The sequence below is a fragment of the Corallococcus exercitus genome, assembly GCF_042231735.1.
In the GTDB taxonomy this organism is placed as follows: Bacteria; Myxococcota; Myxococcia; order Myxococcales; family Myxococcaceae; genus Corallococcus; species Corallococcus exercitus_B.
The window spans coordinates 9510567-9533643 of sequence record NZ_CP102577.1; the positions used below are offsets into that span (position 1 = coordinate 9510567).

The following is a 23077-nucleotide window of genomic DNA, read 5'->3' on the forward strand; positions in this document are numbered from 1 at the left end:
GCCTACCGCGCGGTGGGCTCCACCGCGGTGACCCGCAGCGAGTCGAGGAAGGCCTCGCCCTCGGGGAACGGATCTTCCTTGACGGAGATCGCCTGAAGGAAGAGGAGCCCGGTTCCAACAACAATCCATCGGTCCCGGATGATCTGTCCCTCACCCAGGCCGCGCCATTCCCAGCCCATCCACGGGGCGGGCAAACGCGTGTACTGGTTGCGTGCGAAGGGCTGGACTGCTTCTCGCTCGAGTCGGGTGAGGTTCTCTTCCGGCGATGTGCCGGGCTCGAAGGTGTCCGGGTACCAGTCCAGCCGGAACTGCCTGGAGAAGTTCAGGTGCTCCCAAGCGCAGACGCGGTCAAGGCGGGCATAGGGCCACGCGGTTGTGTCAGGGGCCCGTAGCGGGTTGCAGCTGACACGGGTTGTTCCGTTCGCTGTCTCGGAGACACCTGGAGGAAGGCGAGGCGCCACGACACTGACGCCGGGAACCGGTTCCCAGCGGGCCAGCTCATCCCGCGGGGGCCACTGGGGAACGGCAGGGGCCGCCGCGCAGGCCATGCATGCGAGCGCGAGCAAGCTCGGAACGTAGCGGTTCAACCGGGTCATGGAGATAGGGTACACCGCAGGCCGTGAAGCTCCTGCCGCCTCCCACCCGCCTTCCCAAGGTGACGACGTGAACGACCGACTCCTGCGCACGGCGCGCCGCCAGCCCACCGACACCACCCCCGTGTGGCTGATGCGTCAGGCGGGCCGCTACCTGCCCGAGTACCGAGCCATCCGCGGCAACATCGCGTTCCTGGACCTCTGCAAGAACCCGGACTTGGCCGCCGAAGTCACCGTCCAGCCCATCACCCGCCTGGGCGTGGACGCCGCCATCATCTTCTCCGACATCCTCATCCCCGTGGAGGCCATGGGCATCCACCTGGAGCTCGGGGACAAGGGGCCGCACTTCCCCAACCCGCTGCGCACCCCCGCGGACATCGAAAAGCTCGGCGTCCCCGACCCCGTGGAAGGCACCGGCTTCGTCGCGGAAGCCATCCGCCGCACGCGCAAGGCCATCAATGACTCCGTGCCCGTCATCGGCTTCGCGGGCGCGCCCTTCACCCTGGCCGCGTACATGGTCGAGGGCGGCGGCTCCAAGAGCTACATCCAGATCAAGCGCCTGCTCTTCGAGCAGCCCGAAGTGGCCCACCGCCTCTTCCAGAAGCTCACCGACACCCTCATCCCGTACCTCAAGATGCAGGTGGAGGCCGGCGCCAGCATCGTTCAGATCTTCGACTCCTGGGGCGGCGAGCTGTCCCCCTGGGACTTCGAACGCTTCAGCCTCCCGTACCTCACCCGCATGGTCACGGAGCTCAAGGCCACCGGCGTCCCCGTCATCCTCTTCGGCGTCAACATGACGCCGCACCTGCCGCTCCTGAAGCGCACCGGCGCGGACGTCATCGGCCTGGACTGGCGCTGCCCCGTGGACGAGGGCCGCCGCATCCTCGGGCCGGACGTGGCCACCCAGGGCAACCTGGATCCGCTCCACCTCTTCCTGCCGCGCGAAGAGCTGGACGGCCGCGTGAAGGACATCCTCCGCCGCGCCGGCCCCACCGGGCACATCTTCAACCTGGGCCACGGCATCCTCCCGCCCACCGACCCGGACGCCGCGAAGTTCCTCGTGGACGCCGTCCACAAGCACGGCGCGGCCCTCCGCCAGGGCACGCTCGGCTGAACAAGCCCCTGCCCGGCCATCTGGCGAGCAGTTGACTCAAGAATCAATCCAGCATTGACGCGGTGCATTGCCCGCCGTTAGAAGCGCCTCACTCGTTTCACAGAGGGTGAGGCACACATGGCAAGCGAGAAGCGCAACGGCCACCGGCGGGTGGCCATCGTCCGGGGACTGCGGACGCCGTTCGCGAAGGCGGGCACCGTCTTCGCGAACCTGACGGCGCTGGACCTGGGCCGGATGGTGGTCCAGGAGCTGGTGCAGCGCAGCGACCTGGACCCCAACGAAATCAACCAGGTCGTCTTCGGGCAGGTCATCCCCACGCTGACCGCGCCCTCCATCGCGCGCGAAGTCGTCCTGGCGGCGGGCCTGCCCAAGCGCATTGACGCCTTCACGGTGGCGCGCGCCTGTGCCACGTCCATCCAGTCCATGGTGGCGGGCGCCAACGCCATCGCGCTGGGTGACGCGGACGTCGTCATCGCGGGCGGCACCGAGTCCCTGTCCGACGCGCCCATCTTCACCAGCCGCCCCCTGGCGCACGCGCTGGCCGCGTCGTCCAAGGGCAAGAGCCTCCCGGACAAGCTCAAGCCCTTCCAGAAGCTCAAGGCCAAGGACCTCATCCCCGTGCCCCCCGCCATCGCCGAGTACTCCACCGGCGAAACGATGGGTGAGAGCGCGGAGAAGATGGCCAAGGAGAACGGCATTTCCCGCGAGGAGCAGGACCTCATCGCGTTCAACTCGCACCAGAACGCGGCGAAGGCGTGGAAGGAAGGCCGCTTCGACAACGAGGTGATGCACGTCCTCGTGCCGCCCAGGTACGAGCAGACCGCCACGAAGGACAACATCGTGCGCGAGGACACCAGCCTGGAGGCCCTCTCCAAGCTCAAGCCGGTGTTCGACCGCCGCTATGGCAGCGTCACCGCCGGCAACGCGTCCCCGCTGACGGACGGCGCCGCGGCGCTCATCCTCATGAGCGAGGAGAAGGCGAAGGCGCTGGGCTACGAGCCGCTGGGCTTCCTGCGCTCGCACGCGTTCGCGGCCACGGACCCGGGGGAGCAGCTGCTCCAGGGCCCGGCGTACGCGGCGCCCGTGGCGCTCAAGCGCGCGGGGATGAAGCTCTCCGACATCGACCTGGTGGAGATGCACGAGGCCTTCGCCGCGCAGGTGGCGAGCAACCTCCAGGCGCTCGCGTCCAAGGAGTTCGCGAAGAAGGCGGGCTTCAACGCGCCGGTGGGCGAGGTGGACCGCTCCATCCTGAACGTGACGGGCGGCTCCATCTCCCTGGGCCACCCGTTCGGTGCCACCGGGGCGCGCATCGTCACGCAGGCCCTGAACGAGCTGAAGCGTCGGAACAAGAACACGGTGCTGTGCACCGTCTGCGCCGCGGGCGGGCTGGGCGCCGCGGTCATCCTGGAGCGTGCGTGATGGCGACCAAGCAAGAGGCAGTCGAAGCGAAGCAGGGCTTGAGCTACGACGTCACGAACGGCGTCGCGGTCATCACCGTGGACCAGCCGGGCGCGCCGGTGAACACGCTGTCCCCGGAAGTGGGCACCGCGTTCACCACGCTGCTCCAGCAGGCGGAGCGCGACCCCGAAGTGAAGGCCGTGGTGTTCATCTCCGGCAAGAAGGACAACTTCGTCGCCGGCGCGAACATCGACTTCCTCCAGACCCTGAAGACGCCCGCGGAGGTGGAGGCCATCAGCCGCGGCGCGCACGCGGAGTTCGACCGGCTGGAGGCCTTCTCCAAGCCGGTGGTCGCGGCCATCCACGGCGCGTGCCTGGGCGGCGGGCTGGAGTGGGTGCTCGCGTGCCACTACCGCATCGTCACGGACAGCCCCAAGTCGGTGGTGGGCCTGCCGGAGACGCAGCTGGGCCTCATCCCAGGCGCCGGCGGCACGCAGCGGCTGCCCGCGCTGATTGGCGCGCAGGCGGCGCTGGACCTCATCCTCACCGGCAAGAACGTCAAGCCGTCCAAGGCGAAGAAGCTGGGCATCGTGGATGAAGTCGTGCCCGTGCCCATGCTGAAGGACCTTGCCCTCAAGCGCGCGGCGGAGCTGGCGGCGGGCACGCTGAAGGTCGAGCGCGCGCACCAGGGCTTCAAGGCCGTGGCCCAGAGCGGCAAGAAGAAGGGGCTGGCCGGCCTCTTCCAGGGGCTCATCAGCAAGGACCTGTGGGCGGAAGCCGCGCTGGAGGACAACCCGCTCGGCCGCAAGGTGCTGTTCGACCAGGCGAAGAAGGCGCTCCTGAAGAAGACGCGCGGCAAGTACCCCGCGCAGGAGAAGGCGCTGCAGGTCATCCGCGTGGGCCTGGAGTCCGGCCGCAAGGCGGGCCTGGAGGCGGAAGCGAAGGCCTTCGGCGAGCTGGTCTTCACGGACGTGTCGAAGCGGCTGGTCGAAATCTTCTTCGCCACGACGGCGCTGAAGAAGGAGAACGGCACCGCCAACGCCAGCGTGAAGCCGCGCGAGGTGAAGAAGGTGGGCGTGCTCGGCGGCGGCCTCATGGGCGGCGGCATCGCCTACGTGGCCGGCGTGCTCCAGGGCGTGCCCGTGCGCGTGAAGGACCGGGACGACGCGGGCGCGGGCCGCGCGCTCAAGCAGGTGCAGACGGTGCTGGACGAGCGCGTGAAGCGCCGCTCGCTCACCCGGCTTGAGTCCAACGCGAAGCTGTCCAACATCACCGCGGCCACGGACTACAGCGGCTTCAAGTCGGTGGACCTGGTGATTGAAGCGGTCTTCGAGGACCTGAAGCTCAAGCACCAGGTCATCGCGGAGGTGGAGGCCGTCACCGGCGCGGACACCATCTTCGCGTCCAACACCTCCAGCCTGCCCATTGGCGAGCTGGCGAAGGGCAGCAAGCGCCCCTCGCAGGTGATTGGCATGCATTACTTCAGCCCGGTCCACAAGATGCCGCTCCTGGAGATCATCACGCACCCGGGCACCGCGGAGTGGGTGACGGCGACCTGCGTGGACGTGGGCAAGAAGCAGGGCAAGACGGTCATCGTCGTCAACGACGGGCCGGGCTTCTACACGTCGCGCATCCTCGCGCCGTACATGAACGAGGCGGCGTACCTGCTGGCCGAAGGCGCGGACATCGTCCAGCTGGACAAGGCGCTGGTGGACTTCGGCTTCCCGGTGGGGCCCATCACGCTCTTGGACGAGGTGGGCATCGACGTGGCCCAGAAGGTGGGGCCCATCATGGAGGCCGCGTTCGGCAAGCGCATGGCGGCGCCCAAGGCGCTGGAGGGCGTGGTGTCCGACGGCCGCCTGGGTCGCAAGACGAACAAGGGCTTCTACCTGTACGAGAACGGGAAGAAGCAGGACGTGGACCCGCAGGTCTACCTGCTGCTGCCGCACGGCAAGGACCGCAAGTCCCTGGACGCCTCGGAGATGGCCGAGCGCGTGGCGCTGCAGATGGTGAACGAGGCCATCCGCTGCCTGGGCGAGGGCATCCTGCGCAGCCCCCGCGACGGCGACGTGGGCGCCATCTTCGGCCTGGGCTTCCCGCCGTTCCTGGGCGGCCCGTTCCGGTACGCGGACGCCCTGGGCCCGGCCAACCTGCTGCGCAAGCTGGAGCACTACCAGGACAAGTACGGCGAGCGCTTCACGCCCGCGCCGCTGCTGGTGGAGAAGGTGCGCGCCGGCAAGGGCTTCTACGAGGCCTGAAGTCCGCCTGACACACCGGGGCGGGGAGGGGACGGCTCACGGTCCTCTCCCTGGTTCCGGGCCTGACTTGACGCGAGGGGCGGTTCTGGACCAAGGGCATGGCCCGCATGGTCCGTTCCGCTCCTCGTGCCGTTTTGACCGCCGGGCTCGCCGCCCTGGTGGTGTGCACCGCGCTGGTGACGGTGTCCGCGCTCGCGTTCCCGCAGGGCTACAGCCCCGCGAGGCTGACGTGGCCGGGCGCCCCCATCCTGCTGGGCTGGGCGCACTTCGACGCCGGCTGGTACGCGCGCATCGCGACGGAGGGCTACAGCTACACGCCCGGCCAGCAGAGCCCGGTGGCGTTCTTCCCGCTGTACCCGCTGGTGCTGCGCGGCCTGGGGTTGCTGCACCTGGACACGTTCATCGCGGGCGTGCTCGTCACCATGCTGTGCGGCCTGGGCGCGCTCTACGTGTTCACGCTGTGGGCGCGCACGCGGGCGGATGAAGAGGCGGCGCGCAACGCGGGGCTCCTGCTGGCGTTCTACCCGTTCGCGTTCTTCCTCTACGGGGCGATGTACTCGGACGCGCTGTTCCTCTTGCTCATCATCGGGGCGTTCCTGCTGCTGGAGCGGGGGCAGCTGGGGTGGGCGGTGCTGCTCGCGGCGGTGGCCACGGCGGCGCGGCCGGTGGCCCCCGCGCTGGTGGTGGGGCTCTTGGCGCGGCGGCTGGAGTGGAAGCACGAGCGCGGCCTGAAGTGGAGCCTCGTGGACCTGCTGCCGGTGTTCGCGGCGGCGGGCTTCGTGCTGTACGTGCTCTACCAGTGGAAGGCGTTCGGCGAGCCGTTCGCGTTCGTGAAGGTGCAGTCCGCGCCGGGGTGGGACCAGAAGCCGGGCTGGCGCACGTGGGCGAAGCTGCGGTGGTTCCAGGGCTTCAGCCGGGAGATGTCGCTGTCGGACGGGCTGCGGCTCGTGGGGCACGCGGCCGTCACGGTGGGGGCGCTGGCACTGGTGTGGCCCACGGTGAAGCGGCTGGGGTGGGGCTATGGCGTGTACACACTGGCCATCGTGGGACTGCCCGCCATGTCCAGCAAGGACTTCATGGGCATGGGGCGCTACCTCCTGGCCGCCTTCCCGCTGTTCCTCACGCTGGCCCTGCTGCTGAAGGAAAAGCCCCGCTTGAGGTGGGGCGTGCTCGCCACGAGCGCCTGCGTGATGCTGGCGCTGACCGTGGCCTACGGAGCCGCGGAGTACGTGTCATGAGTGTGCAGTTGATGCGCGAGGCAAACCCGGTGGACCCGAGTGTGGAGAGCTCGTCATGAGCGAGCGACGGATGCATGCGCTGACGCGTGGGGCGAACCCGGTGGCGCCGAGCGTGGAGAGCGCGTCATGAGCGGCCTCATGGCCCAGGCCTTGTCGCTCTACGCGCACCTGCCCGCGAGCGAGCGCTTCCACGTGCACGCGCGGGCGTCGTCGGCCCCGTTGCTCGCGGTGGCGTCGCGCCTGCCTTCAGGGACGGTGGCGGACATCGGCTGCGGGCACGGCCTCTTGTCCGCGGTGATGGCGCTCGCGGTGCCGGAGCGCCGCGTGCTGGGCGTGGACCTGGATGAGCGCAAGGTGCACTGGGCGAAGCAGGCCTTGTCGGGACTGCCCAACGTGACGCTCGACGTGGGCTCGGTCGAGCAGCTCGCGAGCACGCAGCCGCACACGCTCGACGCCGTGGTGGTCTGCGACGTGCTGTACCTGCTGCCGGAAGCGCAGTGGCCCGGCTTCCTCCAGGCCGTGCGCGGCCTGCTCAAGCCCGGAGGCCGCTTCCTCTTGAAGGAAGTGGAGGGCGACCGCTCCTGGAAGCACGGAAAGGCGCTCGCGCAGGAGTGGGTGATGGTGTCGCTCCTGGGGCGCACGAAGGCCAGCGGAGGCATGGTGCTCAAGCCGCGAGTGGACGGCGTGCGGCTGCTCCGGGACGCGGGCTTCGAGGTGCGCGAAGTCGTCGGCCTGGGCGCGGGCTACACGACGCCGCACCTGCTCTACGACGCCGAGGCCCGCTGACGGCGCTCGCGTTTCCAAACCTGTCCGACAGTCGGACAGGTTCCGCGACACGGGTTCGGCCGGGCAGGGGCCCGCCACGGCAGTCCCAAACCTGTCCGACAGTCGGACAGGTTCCGCGGCACGGGTTCGGCGGGGCAGGGGGCCGGCCACGGCAGTCCCAAACCTGTCCGACAGTCGGACCAGTTCGTGAGGTACGGCGCCGCCAGGGCCCAGCGGGGTTCTCACCTTCTCATCCGTGAGGACCGCATCCCGGGCCGAGGGGGGCGGACCTTCAGCCCAGCTCGCCGTAGTTCGTGAGCGCGATGCCCCGCTCCACGAGCTTCGCCCTCACCCGGGGGCTCGTGAGCGCGGCCAGCTCCGCGTCCCAGCCGTACCGCCACGCCGGATCCTCCGGCACGTGCGGCGCACCCTCACCGGGGTGGCACCCCAGCTCGAAGTCCCCCGCCGGCAGCGCGTCCAGCACGCCCAGCAGCGCAGGCTCATCCAGCCGGCCCGCCTCGAACACCCCGCCCGCGCTGACCCGCCGCACGCCCGGCCGGGCCCGGGGCGCCGTGCGCGCGAGCACCGCCAGCACCGTCGTCTTCAGCGCGGGCCCGGGAGCCCGGAGCCACGACGCGCGCGGCAGCGCATCCGGCCACCGCAGGGGCAGGCCCTCGCGCGCGGCGATTTCTTCCACCACCGACCGCACCCCCGGCAACAGGTGCAGGTGCTGGTGCCCGTCCAGGTGGTCCACCTTCGCGCCCAGCTCCCGCGCGCGGGACAGCTGCGCGGACAGCTCCCGCTCCAGCTCCTCGCGCCGCACCCGCCCCGTCAGCCACGCCTTCGCGAAGTCCGCCCAGCTGCCCCGAAGCCGTCCCTCCGGCGCCACCGTCCTCACGGCTTCCGCGGGGGCCGCGCACGGCAGCCGCGTGGACAGCGCCAGGTGCACGCCCACCGCCAGCCCCTGCGCCTTCGCCCGGCCCACGGCCTGCGCCGCGGAAGGCCCCGTGGCCAGCAGCGTCGCGCTGGTCACGATGCCCTCGCGGTGCGCCTTGAGGATGCCCGCGTCCAGCGACGGGTGCAGGCCCAGGTCGTCCGCGTTGACGATGAGGCGCGTGCGCGACGCCATGAGGCCCTACCCGCGCCCCGCGTGGCCCGGCACCGAGCGCAGCTGCTGCACCGACGGCGGCAGGCGCACCGGCTTCGAGGGCGGCGGCGGCGAGCGCGTCTCCGGGTACAGGTTCACCAGCTCCTTCACCATCTTCAGGATGACCGACGGCGACGCCAGCGTGGAGATGCCGCGCGTGCGCGGGAAGTAGTCCACCCCCATCTGGAACACGCGGAAGCCCTTGCGGATGGCCTTCACCACCAGCTCCGCGTCGATGAACGAGCCCTGGCTCTTGAGCTCCATCGACTCCAGCACCCGGCGGTGCATCAGCTTGAAGCTGAAGTTCACGTCCTTGATCTGGATGTCGAACAGCGCCCGGATGAGCAGGTTGTAGACGAACGAGTACACGATGCGCTTGGGGCCCTCGCTCGTGCGGTCGAACCGGAAGGCGCAGATCATGTCCGCCTCCAGGTAGTTCATCAGGTGCAGCGCCCGCTCCAGCTCCCGCATGTCCCACGGCAGGTCGATGTCGGAGTACAGCACCAGGTCCTTCGTGCTCGCCGCCAGCCCCGTGCGCATCGCCCCGCCCAGCTTCAGGTTCACCGGGTGCGTGATGACCCGGAGCTGGGGCACCTTCGCCGCCAGCGCGTCACAGACCTCCTGGGTCCGGTCCGTGGAGGCGTCGTTGACGACGATGATTTCGAAGTCGTCGGTGAGCTTCGGCAGGACTTCCAGGGCGCGGCTCACGGCGCGCTCCACGTAGTCCTCTTCGTTCCAGGCGGGGAAGAAGAGGCTGATGCTCGGGTACTTGGCCACGGTCGTCATGTCGCGCTGTTCCGTCCGGAAGGAAACGGGCGCTCGCTAGCAGAGGGACAACGTGCTGGCAAACACGATGGCCCTTCTCGTGGAAAACCCCTATAGTACCGCGTAATCATCATTTTACGGGGACACGGTGAAAGCCCAGCCCTACACGCTTCTGGTCGTGGACGATTCGCAGGCGTCGCTGCCCCACCTGGTGCGCACGCTGGGCCCGGAGGACTTCGCCCTCCGGGTGGCGCGCTCCGGCCCGGAGGCGCTGGGGCTGACCCAGGAGGTAGACGGCGTCCTGCTCTGCCCCGGCGGCCCCGACGCGGCGGCCACCCACGGCCTGCTGGAGGCCCTCACCCCACCGCCACCGGCACCCCGACCCGCCGTGGTGGTCCTGGCCCCCCCGGAGGACCGGACCCTGCGGCTCGCCGCCCTGCGCAGGGGGGCTGAGGTGATTTTGACCCCCTGGGACGACGAGGAGCTGCGTTTGCGGCTCTACCAGCGCCTGGAAACGCACTCGCGGTTGAAGTCGCTTCACTCCCAGGTGGAGGAGCTGCGCCGCCTGGCGGTGACGGACGGGCTCACCCAGGTCCACAACCACCGCTACTTCCAGGAGCGGCTCCGCGAGGAGTTCCGCCGCTCGCAGCGCTACGACGAGAGCCTGTCGCTCATCCTGGTGGACCTGGACCACTTCAAGAACGTCAACGACGCCCACGGCCACGGGGCCGGGGACCGCGTCCTGAGAGAGGTGGCCGCCTCCCTCCAGCACAGCGTGCGGGAGACGGACCTCGTGGCCCGCTATGGCGGGGAGGAGTTCGCCATCCTCCTGCCCTGCACCCACCTGCCCGGCGCCCTCACCGTGGCGGAGCGAATCCGCAAGGGAATCAACGAGTTGCACGCGGGACCGGAGGGCGCCCTGCGCGTCACCGCCTCCCTGGGCGTCTCCAGCTTCCCCCACCGCGCCATCCTCACCCCGGAGCAGCTGCTGCTCACCGCCGACGAGGCCCTCTACCGGGCCAAGCGCGAGGGCCGCGACCGCATCTGCCTCCACCCCCCCGCACCCCTGTTTTCCACGCCGCCTTCACGCGCAGGCTGACCCAGGGGTCAAACACCCGGGGTCCTGTTTGACCCTGTTGGGGGCAGTGGGTCTACAATGACCTTGCCCCTTTTTGTCATGTCTCTGAAAAGAGGCGTGATTGCCGGGGCTTATCCAAATCTCCGGTTTGGCAAGGCCATTGCAAATGTCGAACTCCGGAAAGTCCATGGGAACCCTGGGAGCTCAAGCGCAGGTGCAGGACCCGGTCGCCCGAGGGCGGCTGCTGCTCGTGGACGACGAGGAGAACATCCTCAAGTCCATCCGGCGGGTGCTGCGGCGCGGTGAGTGGGACATCGAGACGGCGACGGATGCCGAGACGGGGCTGCGCACGCTGGAGCGCTTCCAGCCGGAGGTCGTCATCTCCGACTTCCGCATGCCGGGGATGAACGGGGTGGAGTTCCTCACCCAGGTGAAGCTCCAGGCCCCGCGCGCCCAGCGCATCATGCTGACGGGGCAGGCGGATCAGCAGGCCATCGAAGAGGCCATCAACCGCTCGGAAATCTTCCGCTTCATCTCCAAGCCCTGGAACGACAGCCACCTCGTCCTCACGGTGAAGAGCGCCTTCGAGCAGTACGCGCTCCACACGGAGAACGACCGGCTCTACCGCGTCACCCAGGAGCAGAACGCGGAGCTCAAGCAGCTCAACGCGGAGCTGGAGGAGCGCGTCGCGCTGCGCACGCGCCTCCTGTCCACCGCCAAGCGCGAGTGGGAGCTGTCCTTCGACTGCATGGAGACGCCGCTCGCGGTGGTGCGCGCGCGGGACTTCGCGGTGCGCCGGGCCAACGTCGCCTACGCGCAGGTGGCCCGCCGCTCCATCGAAGAGGTGCCCTCGGACGTCCCGTGCCACCAGTACCTCTTCGGCCGGGACACGCCGTGCCAGGGCTGCCCGCTGCCCTCCGCCATGGAGACGGGCAAGGGCGCTCGCGGGGAGGTGCAGCAGGGCGGGCGCAGCTACGTGGTGGCCGCGTACCCGTTCGCCGGCGACGACCGCGCGGTGTGCACCTACCGCGACGTCACGGAGGAGCAGGCCATGACGCGCCGGCTCATCGAGACGGAGAAGATGGCCGCGGTGGGCCAGCTCGCGGGCGGCGTGGCGCACGAAATCAACAACCCGCTGGGTGGCATCCTCGCCTTCTCGCAGCTGATGTCCCGCGACGCGGGCCGCAGCGAGGGCGACCTGGAGTCGCTGAAGCTGATTGAAGAGAGCGCGCTGCGCTGCAAGCGCATCGTGGAGAGCCTGCTGAAGTTCAGCCGGCACAGCCGCGTGGAGGACCGCCGCCTCTTTGACCTGTCCAAGTGCGTGGAGGACGCCGCGGTGCTCTTCCGCGCGCAGCTCAAGTCCATGCCCAAGGTGGAGCTGAAGCTGGGCCTCAAGGACGGGCTGCCCAAGGTGTACGGGGATCCCGGCACGCTCGCGCAGGTGGTGCTCAACCTGCTGCAGAACGGCCTGCAGGCGTTGCCCAAGGCGGAAGGCAGCCTGTCCCTGGAGACGGGGCGCGAGGGCGACCGGACCTTCTTCGCGGTGACGGACACCGGGACGGGCATTGAAGAGCGGCACCTGCCGCGCATCTTCGAGCCGTCCTTCACCACCAAGCCGCCCGGCGAGGGCACCGGCCTGGGCCTGTCCATCGCCTATCGCATCGTCCAGGACCACGGGGGCACCTTCCAGGTGGACACCCACGTGGGCCAGGGCTCCCGCTTCACCGTCTTCCTGCCCATTCCCCTGCAGCTCGAGAGGTTGCCGTGAACCAAGTCAAGCGCGCCAAGGTCCTCGTTGTGGATGACGACTCCGTCGTCCTCAAGGCCGTCACCCAGATCCTCCAGCGGGAAGGCCACCCGGTCGTCGCCATCGACGACGCGGTGGAGGGGCTCGCGGCGGCGAAGGACCCGTCCATCGACGTGGTCGTGCTCGACATCAAGATGCCGCACCTGTCCGGCATGGACCTCCTGCGCGCCATCAAGGCGGACCGCCCGGACGTGGAGGTCATCATGATGACGGCCTTCGCCACCGTGGAGACGGCGGTGGAGGCGGTGAAGGCGGGCGCGTACGACTACCTCACCAAGCCCTTCGAGAACATCGACGAGGTGAGCCTCACGGTGGCCAAGGCCGCCGAGCGCAAGGCGCTCAAGGACCGCACCCGCGCGCTGGAGGAGGCGCTCACCGCGCGCAGCCAGTTCGAGGACCTCATCGGCCAGTCCTCGCAGATGCGCGCCGTGTTCAAGCTGGTGGAGACCGTCAGCCACTCCACCGCCACGGTCCTCATCCAGGGTGAGAGCGGCACGGGCAAGGAGCTGGTCGCGCGCGCCATCCACTACCGCAGCGCCCGCCGTGACAAGCCGTTCGTCGCCGTCAACTGTTCGGCGCTCACGGAGACGCTGCTGGAGAGCGAGCTCTTCGGCCACGTGAAGGGCAGCTTCACCGGCGCCACCGGCAACAAGAAGGGCCTCTTCGAGGCGGCCGACGGCGGCACCATCTTCCTGGACGAGATTGGCGACGTGCCCCCGGCCACCCAGGTGCGCCTGTTGCGCGTCCTGCAGGAGGGCGAAGTCAAGCGCGTGGGCGCCAACGAGCCCGTGAAGGTGGACGTGCGCGTCATCGCCGCCACGCACGTGGACCTGTCCCGCGCGAAGGAGCAGGGCAAGTTCCGCGAGGACCTCTTCTATCGCCTCAACGTCATCACCATCGACCTGCCGCCCCTGCGCGACCGCCCGGAGGACGTGCCGCTGCTCGCGCACCACTTCCTCAAGGTCTACGCCTCCAAGGCGGACAAGAAGGTCACCGGCATCAGCCCGCGCGCCATGGAGGCCCTCACCTGCAACCGGTGGACGGGCAACGTGCGCGAGCTGGAGAACGTCATCGAGCGCGCGGTGGTGCTGACGGCCAACGACGCCATCGACGTGGAGGACCTGCCGCCCGGCTTCCAGGCCGCGCCCCAGGCCGACTCGGCGGTGGAGGTGTTCAGCCTGGCGCACCTGCCGTACGCCCAGGCCAAGCGCCTGGCCATGCGCGCCTTCGAGCGCCGCTACCTCTCCGCGCTGCTGGAGAAGAACAACCACAACGTGTCCAGCGCGGCGCGCGCGGCCGGCGTGGACCGCTCCAACTTCCGCCGCCTGCTCAAGCAGTACGAGGTGGCCGGCCGCAGCATGAAGCCGCGCTCGCCCAAGGGCCCGGACGCGGACAACGGGCCGGACGTGCCCGCCCTGGAAGCCGCGTCCTGACGCGGCTTCCCGGTGGGGACGGCCCTCTTCAGCCGTCCTCCCCGGGCTCCCGCTCGCCGCGCCGTGCGGCGAGCTGCTGCTGGATGGATTCGTAGCGCTCGGACAGCTCCGCCTCGAAGCCGTTGCGCGTCGGGGTGTAGAAGCAGCGCGAGCGCAGCGCCTCCGGCAGGTAGTCCTCCGGGACGTAGTTGCCCTCGAAGTTGTGCGGGTACTTGTACCCGCCGCCGTAGCCCAGCGACTTCATCAGCTTCGTGGGCGCGTTGCGCAGGTGCATGGGCACCGGCAGCGCGCCTTCTTTCGTGACGGCCTCGCGCACGGCCGCGTACGCGGCGATGACGGCGTTCGACTTGGGCGCGAGCGCCAGGTACGTCACGGCCTGGGTGAGGGGCAGGGTGCCCTCCGGCAGGCCCATGAGCTGGAAGGCCCTCAGCGCGTCCACCGCCACGCCCAGCGCTCTCGGGTCCGCGTTGCCCACGTCCTCCGACGCGAAGATGACCATGCGGCGGAAGATGAAGACGGGGTCCTCGCCCGCCTCCAGCATGCGCGTCATCCAGTACAGCGCGGCGTCCACGTCGCTGCCGCGCATGGATTTGATGAACGCGCTGACGACGTTGTAGTGCTCCTCGCCGCCCTTGTCGTAGAGCAGCATCTTCTGCTGGAGCGCTTCCTCCGCCACCTTACGGTCCACCGCCGTGCGGCCGTACGCCGCCGCGGCCTCCAGCGCGGTGAGGGCCTTGCGCGCGTCCCCGCCCGCCGCGTCCGCGATGAACTCCAGCGCCGCGTCGTCCACCGTCACCTTGCCGCCCAGCCCCCGCGGATCCGCGACGGCATGGCGCATGACGGCGATGAGCTCCTCCTGCTCCAGCCCGCGCAGGGTGACGACGCGGCAGCGCGACAGGAGCGCGGCGTTCACCTCGAAGGACGGGTTCTCCGTGGTGGCGCCAATCAGCGTGACGGTGCCCTTCTCCACGTGGGGCAACAGCGCGTCCTGCTGCGACTTGTTGAAGCGGTGGATTTCATCGATGAACAGCAGCGTGCGCTGGCGGTTCAGCTTCCAGCGGTCCTGCGCGCGGGCCACCGTCTCGCGGATGTCCTTCACGCCCGCGAGCACCGCGGACATCGTTTCAAAGGCGGCGCCGGTGGAGCGCGCGATGAGCTGGGCGAGGGTCGTCTTGCCGGTGCCGGGCGGGCCCCAGAGGATGAGGCTGGGCACCTGGTCGCTCTCCAGGGCGCGGCGCAGGAAGCGGCCCTCGCCGGTGAGGTGCTCCTGGCCCAGGTACTCGCTGAGCGAGGTGGGGCGCATGCGCTCGGCGAGCGGCGCCAGGGTGGCCTGTTCCTTCTGGCTGGCGTGGTCGAAGAGGTCCATGGGGCCTCCAAACCTAGCGTCCTGGCCGCCCTGTCGCGCACCCTTGTGATGTCCGGGGTTGGGCAGGTGCGTCATTTTCCTGGAGTGGACGGCTGGCAGGCTGGACTAGAACCCGGGGGGCGTGCAGACCCTGGTCATCGTCGCGAAGCGAGACACCCCGCAGGCCGTGGCCCTGGCGGCGGAAATCCAACAGCGCCACCCGACCCTGACGGTGCTGGCGGACCGTGCCCTGGCGCATGCGCTGAACTGGCCGCGCATCGAGGACCGGGAGCTGGCGGCGCGCGCGGACGCGGTGGTGGTGCTGGGCGGTGACGGCACGCTCATCTACGCGGCGCGCCTGCTGGGCGGCCGCAACGTGCCCATCATCGGCGTGAACCTGGGCAGCCTGGGCTTCATGACGGAGATCTCCGTGGAGGAGCTCTTCAGCCGGCTGGACGACGTGCTGGCGGGGAACTTCCACGTGGACTCGCGGATGAAGCTGTCGTGCCGGCTGCTGCGCGGGGGCATGGTCCTCATCGAGGATGAAATCCTCAACGACGTGGTCATCAACAAGGGCGCGCTCGCGCGCATCGCGGACCACGAGACGTCCATCGACGGGGTGCCCATCACCACGTACAAGTCGGACGGCGTCATCCTGGCCACGCCCACCGGCTCCACGGCGTACTCACTGTCCGCGGGCGGGCCCATCGTGCACCCGTCGGTGGACTGCACCATCCTGTCGCCCATCTGCTCGCACGCGCTGACCCAGCGGGCCATCGTCGTGCCGGCGGACCGCACCATTCGCGTGACGCTGAAGAGCGAGACGGCGGACACGTACCTCACGCTGGACGGGCAGACGGGGCACTCGCTCCAGGGCGGGGACTGCATTGAAGTGGTGCGCTCGCCGAACCGGGTCGGCCTGGTGCGCAACCCACGCGTGGCCTTCTTCACCATCCTTCGCCAGAAGCTCCACTGGGGCGAGCGCTGAGCTTCGGGCCGCCGGGGTGGGGCTCCCCTCCGGGGTGAGGGGTGCGGTAGCGTCCGGCGCGTGACGACGGGTGGGCACACGACGCGTTTTGGCAAGTACGAGCTGCTGGAGCGCCTGGGGGCGGGCGGCATGGCCGTCGTGCACCGCGCGCGCTTCACGGTGGCGGAGGGCGTGTCCCGGTCCGTGGTCATCAAGCGCGTGAGGGACCCGTACGCGCAGGACCCCGCCTTCGTGCAGATGTTCCTCAACGAAGCGCGCATCTCCATGGGGCTGTCGCACGGCAACATCGTCCAGGTCTTCGACTTCGGGCAGGAGGCGGGGGAGTACTTCCTCGCCATGGAGTGGGTGGACGGGCAGCCCCTGTCCAAGGTGCTCAAGCGCTCGAAGCTGAAGGGGATGGCCCACCTGCCGGCGCCGCTGGCGGTGCAGCTGATGGTGGAGGTCTGCAAGGGCCTGCACCACGCGCACACGCGCCGCGACGAGCAGGGCCGCCCGCTGGGGCTGGTGCACCGCGACGTGTCTCCGGACAACGTCCTGGTGAGCTACGAGGGCGAGGTGAAGCTCACCGACTTCGGCATCGCGAAGGCGCAGCTGGCCGGGCGGCCGGAGACGGACGCCGGCGTGGTGCGCGGCAAGTACCTCTACCTGTCCCCGGAGCAGACGCGGGCGCAGGCGCTGGACGCGCGCTCGGACGTGTACACGGCGGGCGTGGTCCTCTACGAGCTGCTCACCGGCCGCAGGCCCACGGAAGGGGACCCCGGCTCGGTGATGGAGCGCATCGCCACGGGCGACCTCACGCCCACGCAGGCGTACGTGCCGGACCTGGATCCGTCCCTGGGCGCGCTGGTGTCGCGGGCGCTGGCGCTGAGGCGGGATGATCGCTTCACGAGCGCGGAGGACTTCCAGCGCGCGCTGGCGGAGTGGCTGGCGTACCGGGCGCCGCTGTTCCCCGCGTCCACGCTGCGCCACCTGATGGCCTGGCTCTTCGAGGAGGAGCTGAAGCTCGCGGGCCAGCCGCCCCGCATCCCGGAGTCCTTCCTGCGCCAGGTGGCGGTGTGGACGGGGGAGGGGAGCCCGCTCGGCTCCGACGAACCGGAGCGGGCGTCCTCGGTGCACCGCGCGCACGCGACGGCGTTCCCGGAGGAGCACGTGCCCGGGGCGCTGGTGGGCGGCAGCCCCGCGGCGGACATGGGCGCGGGGGTGCCCGGCTGGGTCTGGGCGACCGTCATCGCGGCGGCGGTGGTCTTCTTCGTGGGGCGGGCGGTGATGCCTGATTTCTCGGAGCCCCGCTCGCGCAAGCTCCAGGTGGTGTCCGTGCCTCCGGGCGCGGAGGTGCGCTGGGACGGCAAGCACGTCGGGATGACGCCGACGGCGCTGAACGTCGCTTCGGGAGAGGACTCGCACAAGCTGGAGCTGCGCTTCGTGGGGTACCAGCCGTGGGCCACCACCGTGTCGCAGGCGGCCGTGCCGGAGCGCGTCCAGGTGACACTGGAGCGGTTGCCGCCGCCGCCCCCTCCGCCAGAGCCGGTGGTGGATGCGCGCGTGAAGGACAAGGAATCGCAGCCGGAAGCGGCGGCCCGCAAGCGGCCCACGGTGAACGTCCGGGGCGAAGCGCGGGATGCCACGGGGTGGATGTCGCAGTCTCCGGACGCGGGGGCGGCGTACACGCTGGGCCAGGAGTTGCTCGCGGCGGGCAAGGCGCTGGAGGCCGGTGAGAAGTTCTGGAAGTGCCTGGAGCTGAAGGAGACCGCCGCGGAGTGCCACCTGGGCCTGGGCCGCGTGGGCGTGCTGACGGACCGGGACTCCATGGCCCGCGAGGGCTACCAGCGCTACCTGAGCCTGCGGCCGCGGGGCCCTGGCGCCGCCGAGGCGCGCAAGTACCTCCACGCGAAGACGGCCCGGTAATCGGGCGAACGGCGATGTTCCTCATCCTCTCGAAGCTGCTGGACCTGCTGCTGTCGCCGCTCACCTGGGCGCTGCTGTTCGGCGTGGCGGGGCTGCTGCTGCGCCGGTGGAAGCGCCTGTCGGTGGGGTCGCAGCTGGCGGCGCTGGTCGTGCTGTACGCGTTCTCCATCGAGCCGACGGTGGCGCTGCTGACGCGGGCGACGGAAGCCGACGCGGTGAGCACGTACCGGCCGGACACCGTCTACGACGCGGTCATCCTGCTGGGCGGAGGCCTGGACGCGGCGGCCACGGAGCGCTCCGGGCACCCGGAGTACAACGCCGCGCCGGAGCGGATGATGCGCACCTTCGAGCTCTTGCGTGACGGCCGGGCGCGGCAGGTGCTGATCACAGCCGGCAACCTGGACGCGAGGCCGGAGGCGGTGGTGGAGGCGGACGTGCTGGCCGCGCAGCTGGAGCACTGGGGCATCGCGCCCGAGCGCATCGTGAAGGAGGGCCGCAGCCGCAACACCCGCGAGAACGCGCTGCAGTCCGAGCCGCTGGTGCGGGCCCACGGCTGGCAGTCGCTGCTCCTGGTGACGAGCGCCGCGCACCTGCCCCGAGCGGCCGGCTGCTTCGCGGCGGTGGGCGTGCGCGCGGACACGCTCGCGGTGGACCTCCGCTCCTCGACGCTGCCGCCGGCGAAGATGAGCTGGCTGCCGCGCTCCGGGGCGCTCAACCAGAGCACGGACATGCTGCGCGAGCTGGCGGGGCGGACCGTGTACCGGCTGCGGGGCTGGACCGCGCCCTGGCGGTAGGTGCCTCGCGCTACTTCATCGACGGCGGCGCGTGCAGGCCGCCCGGGGGCACGCCGATGACCGTGATGCGGCCCTGGGGCTTCGCTCGCGGCGCGGGCTTGCCGGTGCGGAACGCGGTGCCGAGTGCTTCCCACGGCGACACCTCCAGGCCCCTGGGCACCGCGGGCAGGTCCTTGAACATGGAGTAGCCGTCGTTGCCCTGCGCCACGAAGCTCAACGTGGCCAGCCGGTACACCGCCGCGTCGTCCAGCGGCTTGCCCTTCACCTCCACCTTCGTCACCCGCGCGCCCGGCGCCTTGCGCAGGTCATAGGTGAAGCGCAGGCCGGACACCTGTGGGAAGCGGCCGGGCGGCTTGCCGTCCACGCTGCTCAGGCTGACGCCGTTCTCCAGCGCCGCGCGCAGCACCGCCCCCTTCACCGTCAGCACCACCAGCTCATTGCGGTAGGGCATGAGCGAGTACAGCTCCCGCCGCGTCATCGTCCCGGCGGGCAGCACCCGGTCCGCGCGGATGGCGCCCCCATTCACGAGCGCCACGTCCGCGCCCATCGCCTCGCGGAACGCGTCCGCCAGGAACGAGCCCAGGTTCGTCTCCCCCAGCCGGTTCTGCGCGCTGCGCGCATCCAGCGCCACCGGCGAGCGGCCAATGCGCTCCGCCAGCGTGGCGAGCAGCGGCGCATAGGGCTTCATCTGCTCGTTGAACGCCGCGTCGTCCGGCGTCTTCGACGTGATGGGGATGACCTTCCACGCCAGCTTCTTCACCGCCCCCGTCTTCGCGTCCAGGTCCAGCGTGACGCGGCCCAGGTCGATGGCGTCCTCGTCCAGCTTGAAGATGGGCGTGCCCGCGACGGTCTCCTCCACGCGGTCGTGGTCGTGCCCGCCGATGATGAGGTCCACGCGCACGCACTTCGCCAGCTCGCGGTCCTGCTCCACCGTCAGGTGCGTGAGCCCCAGCACGAACTGCGCGCCCGCGGCCCGCAGCTCCTCCACGGAGCGCTTCGCCGCCTCGCAGAACGGGGTGATGCGCGTGTCCTTGCCCGGCTTGGACGAGGTCTGCGTCTCCGGCAGCACCACGCCGAAGATGCCCACCTTCACGCCGCCCACGTCGCGCAGGTCCCACGCCTTGAGCCCGTCGAACACCTGCCCGGACTTCACGCTCATCACGTTGGCGCCCAGCCACGGGAAGCGCGACTGCTGGAGGCGCGCGCGCAGCACGTCGTCCCCGAAGTCGAACTCGTGGTTGCCCACCGTGGAGTAGTCCAGGCCGAGCGCGTTCCACGCGTCGACCATCTGCTTGCCCTTGAGCGCCTCGCCCTCCACCTCCGCGGAGGACTCCACGGACGGCGAGAGGGTGTCGCCCGCCAGCAGCGTGAGGACGTGCGGCGACTCCTTCAGCGCCTGCTGCTTGAGCGTCGCCACGCGCGACAGGCCGCCCCGGTTCTGGACGGTGGGCTGGAATTGATAGACGTCGTTGAGGTGGAGGATCGTGAGGCGGACGGTGTCAGCGGGCGGCGTCGGCTCGGCGGCCCCGGCGGAACGGGTGGCCAGCACCAGCGCGAGCGGCAACAGCACCGCCCAGGTGCTCACGGTCTTCTTCGTCATCGGTAAGTCGTTCTCTTGCGGGGGCACGGGGAGCGCCAATCCCTCTCGGCGTAGCGCACTCGGCGCATGAAGGCGAGCGGACCAGACATGGCGCAACGCGCAAGCCCCAAGCCCCTCTTCCCGGGGGATGAAGGGCGTCCGGCCAGCCGCGCGCTCCTCCCTCAGACGGTGTAGCGCCGGCCCTGCGCCAGCGGCTCAATCACGCTGCCGCTCGCGTCGAACAGGTCCGGGTAGTGGATGAGGCGCATCTTCGCGCGGGTGGCCTCGGGCAGCGCCGCCAGCTTCTCGTACGGAGTGTGCACGCCGTAGTTCGTCTCGTGGATGACCAGGTCCGCCTCCGACAACCAGGAGATGAGCCCCTCGTCGAACGCGGTGTCCGCGCTGTAGCCCAGGCACCGGCCCGCGGCGCGGATGCGGAACGCGGTGGTGGGCACGTGGTGGTAGGTGAAGCGGCACTCGACTTCGAACGGGCCGTGCTTCACCGCGCGCTCCAGGTGCAGCGGCGTGTGCGTGAAGTAGTCCTCGAAGTGCTTGTCGTTGGGCCCCGCGCCGTGCTGCTCGATGAGGCACTCCATGCCCGCGGCGAGGTGGCCCTCCCAGAGGCGGCGGGTGACGCTCGGGTGTGCGAGCAGCTCCATCTTCCGCTGCAGCACGAAGAAGGAGAAGTACGCCAGGCTCTCCAGGCCGGAGGCGTGGTCCGCGTGCAGGTGCGTGAGGGCCACGGCGCTGACGCGCTCCACGTCCAGGTGCACACCGGAGGACTCGGACGCCTCGCGCATCATCTTGCGGATGGGGTGCGGACAGTCGATGAGCAGCACCTGCCCTTCGGCCTCCAGCGCCAGGCACGACGAATAGTGCAGCGCGGAGAAGGCATCACCGACGCCGAGGGGAATGAAGGACAGGCTCATGGGTGGCTCCGGAGGGAAGGGGTCAGCCGCTCGCGCAGCTTCGCGGCGACGGCGGGAGGGCAGTACGCGGACACGTCCTCGCCGCGCGTGAGGCGCTCCTTGAGGGCGCTGCTGGACACCTCCGCCAGGTGCGCCTCCGCGGGGAGGAAGAGGGTGGACAGCTCCGGCGCCAGCGCGCGGTTCATCTGCGCCAGCTCCGTCTCGAACTGCGCGTCGGTGGCGCCGCGCACGCCGCGCAAGAGGACGCTCGCGCCAATCTCCCGCGCCAGCTCCACGATGAGCCCTTCCGTGAAGGTGACGGAGACGTTGGGGTGCCGGGCCACGGCCTCACGGATGAGCGCCATGCGCTCCTCGGCGGTGAGCAGCGTGCGCTTGTTCGGGTTGACCGCCACCACCACCACCACGTGGCTGAAGAGGCGCGCCGCCTGGCGCACCACCGACAGGTGTCCCGCCGTGACGGGGTCGAAGCTGCCTGCGTAGAGGGCAATGGTCATTGCGACACCTCGCGATCCGGGGGAGAAGAAGCCGCCGCGTCCAGCAGCCCCGCCGCCATGCGCTTCACCGTGCCCGCCGCCGAACCCGGGGGGACGAGGCCCGGGGCGCTCGCGGAGAGCACGAAGTAGCCCTGGATGGCGGCGAACAGGCCCGCGGCCAGGGGACGCGCGCGGCGCTTGCCCACCACCGCCGCGACCAGCGCCTCCAGGTGCTCCAGGTCCGCGCGCACCACCTCTTCGTAGGCGACGCGGACCTCCGGCTGCCGGATGGCCTCCGCGCTGATGGTCACCCAGCCCGCCACCGCCGCCACGTCCGCGTCCGGCCCGGTGGCCAGGAACGCGTCCACGAACGCCTCCACCCGCCCGCGCGCGTCGTCCGCCGCGAGCTTCGCCGCCCGGGTGGCGAAGCGCTGCCGCGCGCGCGAGGCCAGCGAGCGCACCAGGGTCAGGAGGATCTCCTGCTTGTCCTCGAAGTGGTAGTGCACCAGCCCCGCGGACAGCCCCGCCGCCCGGGCAATCTCCGCCACCGACGCGCCCTCGTAGCCGCGCTCGGCCATGGCCTTGAGCAGCCCGGCGACAATCTGCTCCCGGCGCGCTTCGGTGTTGGAGGGACGTGGCATGGCGCGGTCTTGTTTCTAGGTTGTGTGACCAACTTATAAACACGGCCAGTGCGGACGTCAACCGGACCGCCGGGGCCAGTCCGGGACGCCGCGAGGGGGGAGGGGGCTAGAAGGTGAGGACGGACGTCACCTTGTCCGGCCCCAGCCGCTTCGCGCCCTCGAGGAAGTCGAGCGTGATGAGGAAGCTGTAGCCGACAATCTGTCCGCCCAGCCGGCCGATGAGCCGCCCCGTGGCGTCGGCGGTGCCGCCGGTGGCGAGCACGTCATCCACCACGAGCACGCGCTCGTCCTTGAGGATGGCGTCCTCGTGCATCTCCACGCCGTCCGCGCCGTACTCCAGCGAGTAGCGCTCCACGATGCGCTTGTGGGGGAGCTTGCCGGGCTTGCGCGCGGGGACGAAGCCCGCCTCCAGCGCCAGCGCGATGGGCGCGCCCAGGAGGAAGCCACGCGACTCCACGCCCACCACCTTGGTGATGTGCTGGCCCCGGAAGGGGGCGGACATGGCGTTGACCACCCGACCGAAGAGGCGGGGGTCGGCCAGCATGGGGGTGATGTCCTTGAAGACGATGCCGGGCTTGGGGAAGTCCGGCACGTCGCGCAGGACGGCCTGGAGGTCGGAGACGAGCGTGGGGTCGAGGGACATGGGGGAGGCTCCGAAGGGGGACGGCGGCGTTTCAGCCCGGTGGATGACACCTGGGGGGACCTGGGACCCAAGCGTACCCGGCCCGGGTGACAGCCGGCCTGGCGAGCCCCCGGACGGAGGGCCCCGGGGCCAACGGCCGGAAAACGGGCGGACTGGGACGGGACCAGGACATGGCGGACGTTGA

Annotated in this window: 20 protein-coding genes; 11 read left to right on the forward strand and 9 right to left on the reverse strand. The window is 70.4% G+C overall.

Features of this window, described 5'->3' with window-relative positions; genetic code table 11:
* Positions 1–2: 2 nt before the first annotated feature.
* Positions 3–596 carry a hypothetical protein gene (locus NR792_RS38320; RefSeq protein WP_375757636.1) on the reverse strand — a complete coding sequence of 198 codons (594 nt, stop codon included), beginning with the start codon at positions 594–596 and terminating at the stop codon, positions 3–5.
* Positions 597–663: 67 nt separating this feature from the next.
* On the opposite strand from NR792_RS38320, the gene hemE reads away from it, so the two are divergent.
* The 5 genes from hemE (at position 664) to NR792_RS38345 (ending at position 7387) form a co-directional block, all read left to right on the forward strand.
* Complete coding sequence (hemE, locus tag NR792_RS38325) at positions 664–1707, forward strand: uroporphyrinogen decarboxylase (protein WP_375757637.1); 1044 nt, start codon at positions 664–666, stop codon at positions 1705–1707.
* Positions 1708–1824: 117 nt separating this feature from the next.
* Positions 1825–3126 carry an acetyl-CoA C-acyltransferase FadI gene (fadI, locus tag NR792_RS38330; RefSeq protein WP_375757638.1) on the forward strand — a complete coding sequence of 434 codons (1302 nt, stop codon included), beginning with the start codon at positions 1825–1827 and terminating at the stop codon, positions 3124–3126.
* Entirely contained in the window at positions 3126–5363 is a 2238-nt protein-coding gene (gene fadJ / locus NR792_RS38335) for a fatty acid oxidation complex subunit alpha FadJ (RefSeq protein WP_375757639.1), read from the forward strand. The genes fadI and fadJ overlap by 1 nt, the downstream gene beginning before the upstream one ends.
* 98 nt (positions 5364–5461) lie before the next feature.
* On the forward strand, positions 5462–6601 hold the full coding sequence (locus NR792_RS38340; protein ID WP_375757640.1) for a mannosyltransferase family protein: 1140 nt from the start codon (positions 5462–5464) through the stop codon (positions 6599–6601).
* 126 nt (positions 6602–6727) lie between these two features.
* Positions 6728–7387: a class I SAM-dependent methyltransferase gene (locus tag NR792_RS38345; RefSeq protein ID WP_375757641.1), complete on the forward strand. Its 660-nt coding sequence runs from the start codon at positions 6728–6730 to the stop codon at positions 7385–7387.
* A gap of 271 nt (positions 7388–7658) precedes the next feature.
* On the opposite strand, the gene NR792_RS38350 is transcribed toward NR792_RS38345, so the two are convergent.
* Together NR792_RS38350 and NR792_RS38355 are read right to left on the reverse strand one after the other, a co-directional pair.
* Positions 7659–8495 carry a ChbG/HpnK family deacetylase gene (locus NR792_RS38350; protein ID WP_375757642.1) on the reverse strand — a complete coding sequence of 279 codons (837 nt, stop codon included), beginning with the start codon at positions 8493–8495 and terminating at the stop codon, positions 7659–7661.
* A 6-nt stretch (positions 8496–8501) separates the two neighbouring features.
* Positions 8502–9290 carry a glycosyltransferase family 2 protein gene (locus NR792_RS38355; RefSeq protein WP_120526815.1) on the reverse strand — a complete coding sequence of 263 codons (789 nt, stop codon included), beginning with the start codon at positions 9288–9290 and terminating at the stop codon, positions 8502–8504.
* Between the two features lie 136 nt (positions 9291–9426).
* Between NR792_RS38355 and NR792_RS38360 the strand changes: the two genes are divergently transcribed.
* From NR792_RS38360 to NR792_RS38370, 3 genes are all read left to right on the forward strand, one after another.
* Positions 9427–10377 (forward strand): diguanylate cyclase, encoded by a 951-nt coding sequence (locus tag NR792_RS38360; protein ID WP_375757643.1) that lies wholly within the window; start codon positions 9427–9429, stop codon positions 10375–10377.
* Between the two features lie 166 nt (positions 10378–10543).
* Positions 10544–12124: an ATP-binding protein gene (locus NR792_RS38365; protein WP_375757644.1), complete on the forward strand. Its 1581-nt coding sequence runs from the start codon at positions 10544–10546 to the stop codon at positions 12122–12124.
* Positions 12121–13596, forward strand: a complete 1476-nt coding sequence (locus tag NR792_RS38370; protein ID WP_375757645.1) for a sigma-54-dependent transcriptional regulator — start codon at positions 12121–12123, stop codon at positions 13594–13596. The genes NR792_RS38365 and NR792_RS38370 overlap by 4 nt, the downstream gene beginning before the upstream one ends.
* Positions 13597–13624: 28 nt before the next feature.
* Here the strand turns inward: NR792_RS38370 and NR792_RS38375 are convergent, their stop codons facing one another.
* The gene (locus NR792_RS38375; protein ID WP_375757646.1) at positions 13625–14962 is read right to left on the reverse strand and encodes a replication-associated recombination protein A; all 1338 of its coding nucleotides are present in this window, start codon (positions 14960–14962) and stop codon (positions 13625–13627) included.
* 121 nt (positions 14963–15083) lie between these two features.
* Here NR792_RS38375 and NR792_RS38380 point away from each other — a divergent pair, with 121 nt between their 5' ends.
* From NR792_RS38380 to NR792_RS38390, 3 genes are read left to right on the forward strand one after another with little or no spacing between them, the layout of a single operon-like run.
* A complete protein-coding gene (locus NR792_RS38380) occupies positions 15084–15929 on the forward strand; it encodes an NAD(+)/NADH kinase (RefSeq protein WP_375757647.1) in 846 nt (281 codons plus the stop codon).
* A 60-nt stretch (positions 15930–15989) separates the two neighbouring features.
* Positions 15990–17834, forward strand: coding sequence for a protein kinase (locus tag NR792_RS38385; protein WP_375757648.1), 1845 nt, complete (start codon positions 15990–15992; stop codon positions 17832–17834).
* A 14-nt stretch (positions 17835–17848) separates the two neighbouring features.
* Positions 17849–18628: a YdcF family protein gene (locus NR792_RS38390; protein ID WP_375757649.1), complete on the forward strand. Its 780-nt coding sequence runs from the start codon at positions 17849–17851 to the stop codon at positions 18626–18628.
* A gap of 10 nt (positions 18629–18638) precedes the next feature.
* Here NR792_RS38390 and NR792_RS38395 read toward each other — a convergent pair whose 3' ends face one another.
* The 5 genes from NR792_RS38395 to NR792_RS38415 form a co-directional block, all read right to left on the reverse strand.
* Positions 18639–20228 carry a bifunctional metallophosphatase/5'-nucleotidase gene (locus NR792_RS38395; protein WP_375757650.1) on the reverse strand — a complete coding sequence of 530 codons (1590 nt, stop codon included), beginning with the start codon at positions 20226–20228 and terminating at the stop codon, positions 18639–18641.
* A gap of 161 nt (positions 20229–20389) precedes the next feature.
* Positions 20390–21136: an MBL fold metallo-hydrolase gene (locus NR792_RS38400; protein ID WP_375757651.1), complete on the reverse strand. Its 747-nt coding sequence runs from the start codon at positions 21134–21136 to the stop codon at positions 20390–20392.
* A complete protein-coding gene (gene coaD, locus NR792_RS38405) occupies positions 21133–21630 on the reverse strand; it encodes a pantetheine-phosphate adenylyltransferase (protein ID WP_375757652.1) in 498 nt (165 codons plus the stop codon). The genes NR792_RS38400 and coaD overlap by 4 nt, the downstream gene beginning before the upstream one ends.
* Positions 21627–22250 carry a TetR family transcriptional regulator gene (locus NR792_RS38410; RefSeq protein WP_375757653.1) on the reverse strand — a complete coding sequence of 208 codons (624 nt, stop codon included), beginning with the start codon at positions 22248–22250 and terminating at the stop codon, positions 21627–21629. The genes coaD and NR792_RS38410 overlap by 4 nt, the downstream gene beginning before the upstream one ends.
* 106 nt (positions 22251–22356) lie before the next feature.
* On the reverse strand, positions 22357–22893 hold the full coding sequence (locus NR792_RS38415; protein ID WP_375757654.1) for an adenine phosphoribosyltransferase: 537 nt from the start codon (positions 22891–22893) through the stop codon (positions 22357–22359).
* Positions 22894–23077 lie beyond the last annotated feature (184 nt).

Coding starts and splice junctions, on each gene's coding strand:
- NR792_RS38320 (WP_375757636.1), bottom strand. CDS start 596: ATGACCCGGTTGAACCGCTACGTTCCGAGCTTGCTCGCGCTCGCATGC.
- fadI (WP_375757638.1), top strand. CDS start 1,825: ATGGCAAGCGAGAAGCGCAACGGCCACCGGCGGGTGGCCATCGTCCGG.
- fadJ (WP_375757639.1), top strand. CDS start 3,126: ATGGCGACCAAGCAAGAGGCAGTCGAAGCGAAGCAGGGCTTGAGCTAC.
- NR792_RS38340 (WP_375757640.1), top strand. CDS start 5,462: ATGGCCCGCATGGTCCGTTCCGCTCCTCGTGCCGTTTTGACCGCCGGG.
- NR792_RS38345 (WP_375757641.1), top strand. CDS start 6,728: ATGAGCGGCCTCATGGCCCAGGCCTTGTCGCTCTACGCGCACCTGCCC.
- NR792_RS38350 (WP_375757642.1), bottom strand. CDS start 8,495: ATGGCGTCGCGCACGCGCCTCATCGTCAACGCGGACGACCTGGGCCTG.
- NR792_RS38365 (WP_375757644.1), top strand. CDS start 10,544: ATGGGAACCCTGGGAGCTCAAGCGCAGGTGCAGGACCCGGTCGCCCGA.
- NR792_RS38375 (WP_375757646.1), bottom strand. CDS start 14,962: ATGGACCTCTTCGACCACGCCAGCCAGAAGGAACAGGCCACCCTGGCG.
- NR792_RS38390 (WP_375757649.1), top strand. CDS start 17,849: ATGTTCCTCATCCTCTCGAAGCTGCTGGACCTGCTGCTGTCGCCGCTC.
- NR792_RS38395 (WP_375757650.1), bottom strand. CDS start 20,228: ATGACGAAGAAGACCGTGAGCACCTGGGCGGTGCTGTTGCCGCTCGCG.
- NR792_RS38400 (WP_375757651.1), bottom strand. CDS start 21,136: ATGAGCCTGTCCTTCATTCCCCTCGGCGTCGGTGATGCCTTCTCCGCG.
- coaD (WP_375757652.1), bottom strand. CDS start 21,630: ATGACCATTGCCCTCTACGCAGGCAGCTTCGACCCCGTCACGGCGGGA.
- NR792_RS38410 (WP_375757653.1), bottom strand. CDS start 22,250: ATGCCACGTCCCTCCAACACCGAAGCGCGCCGGGAGCAGATTGTCGCC.
- NR792_RS38415 (WP_375757654.1), bottom strand. CDS start 22,893: ATGTCCCTCGACCCCACGCTCGTCTCCGACCTCCAGGCCGTCCTGCGC.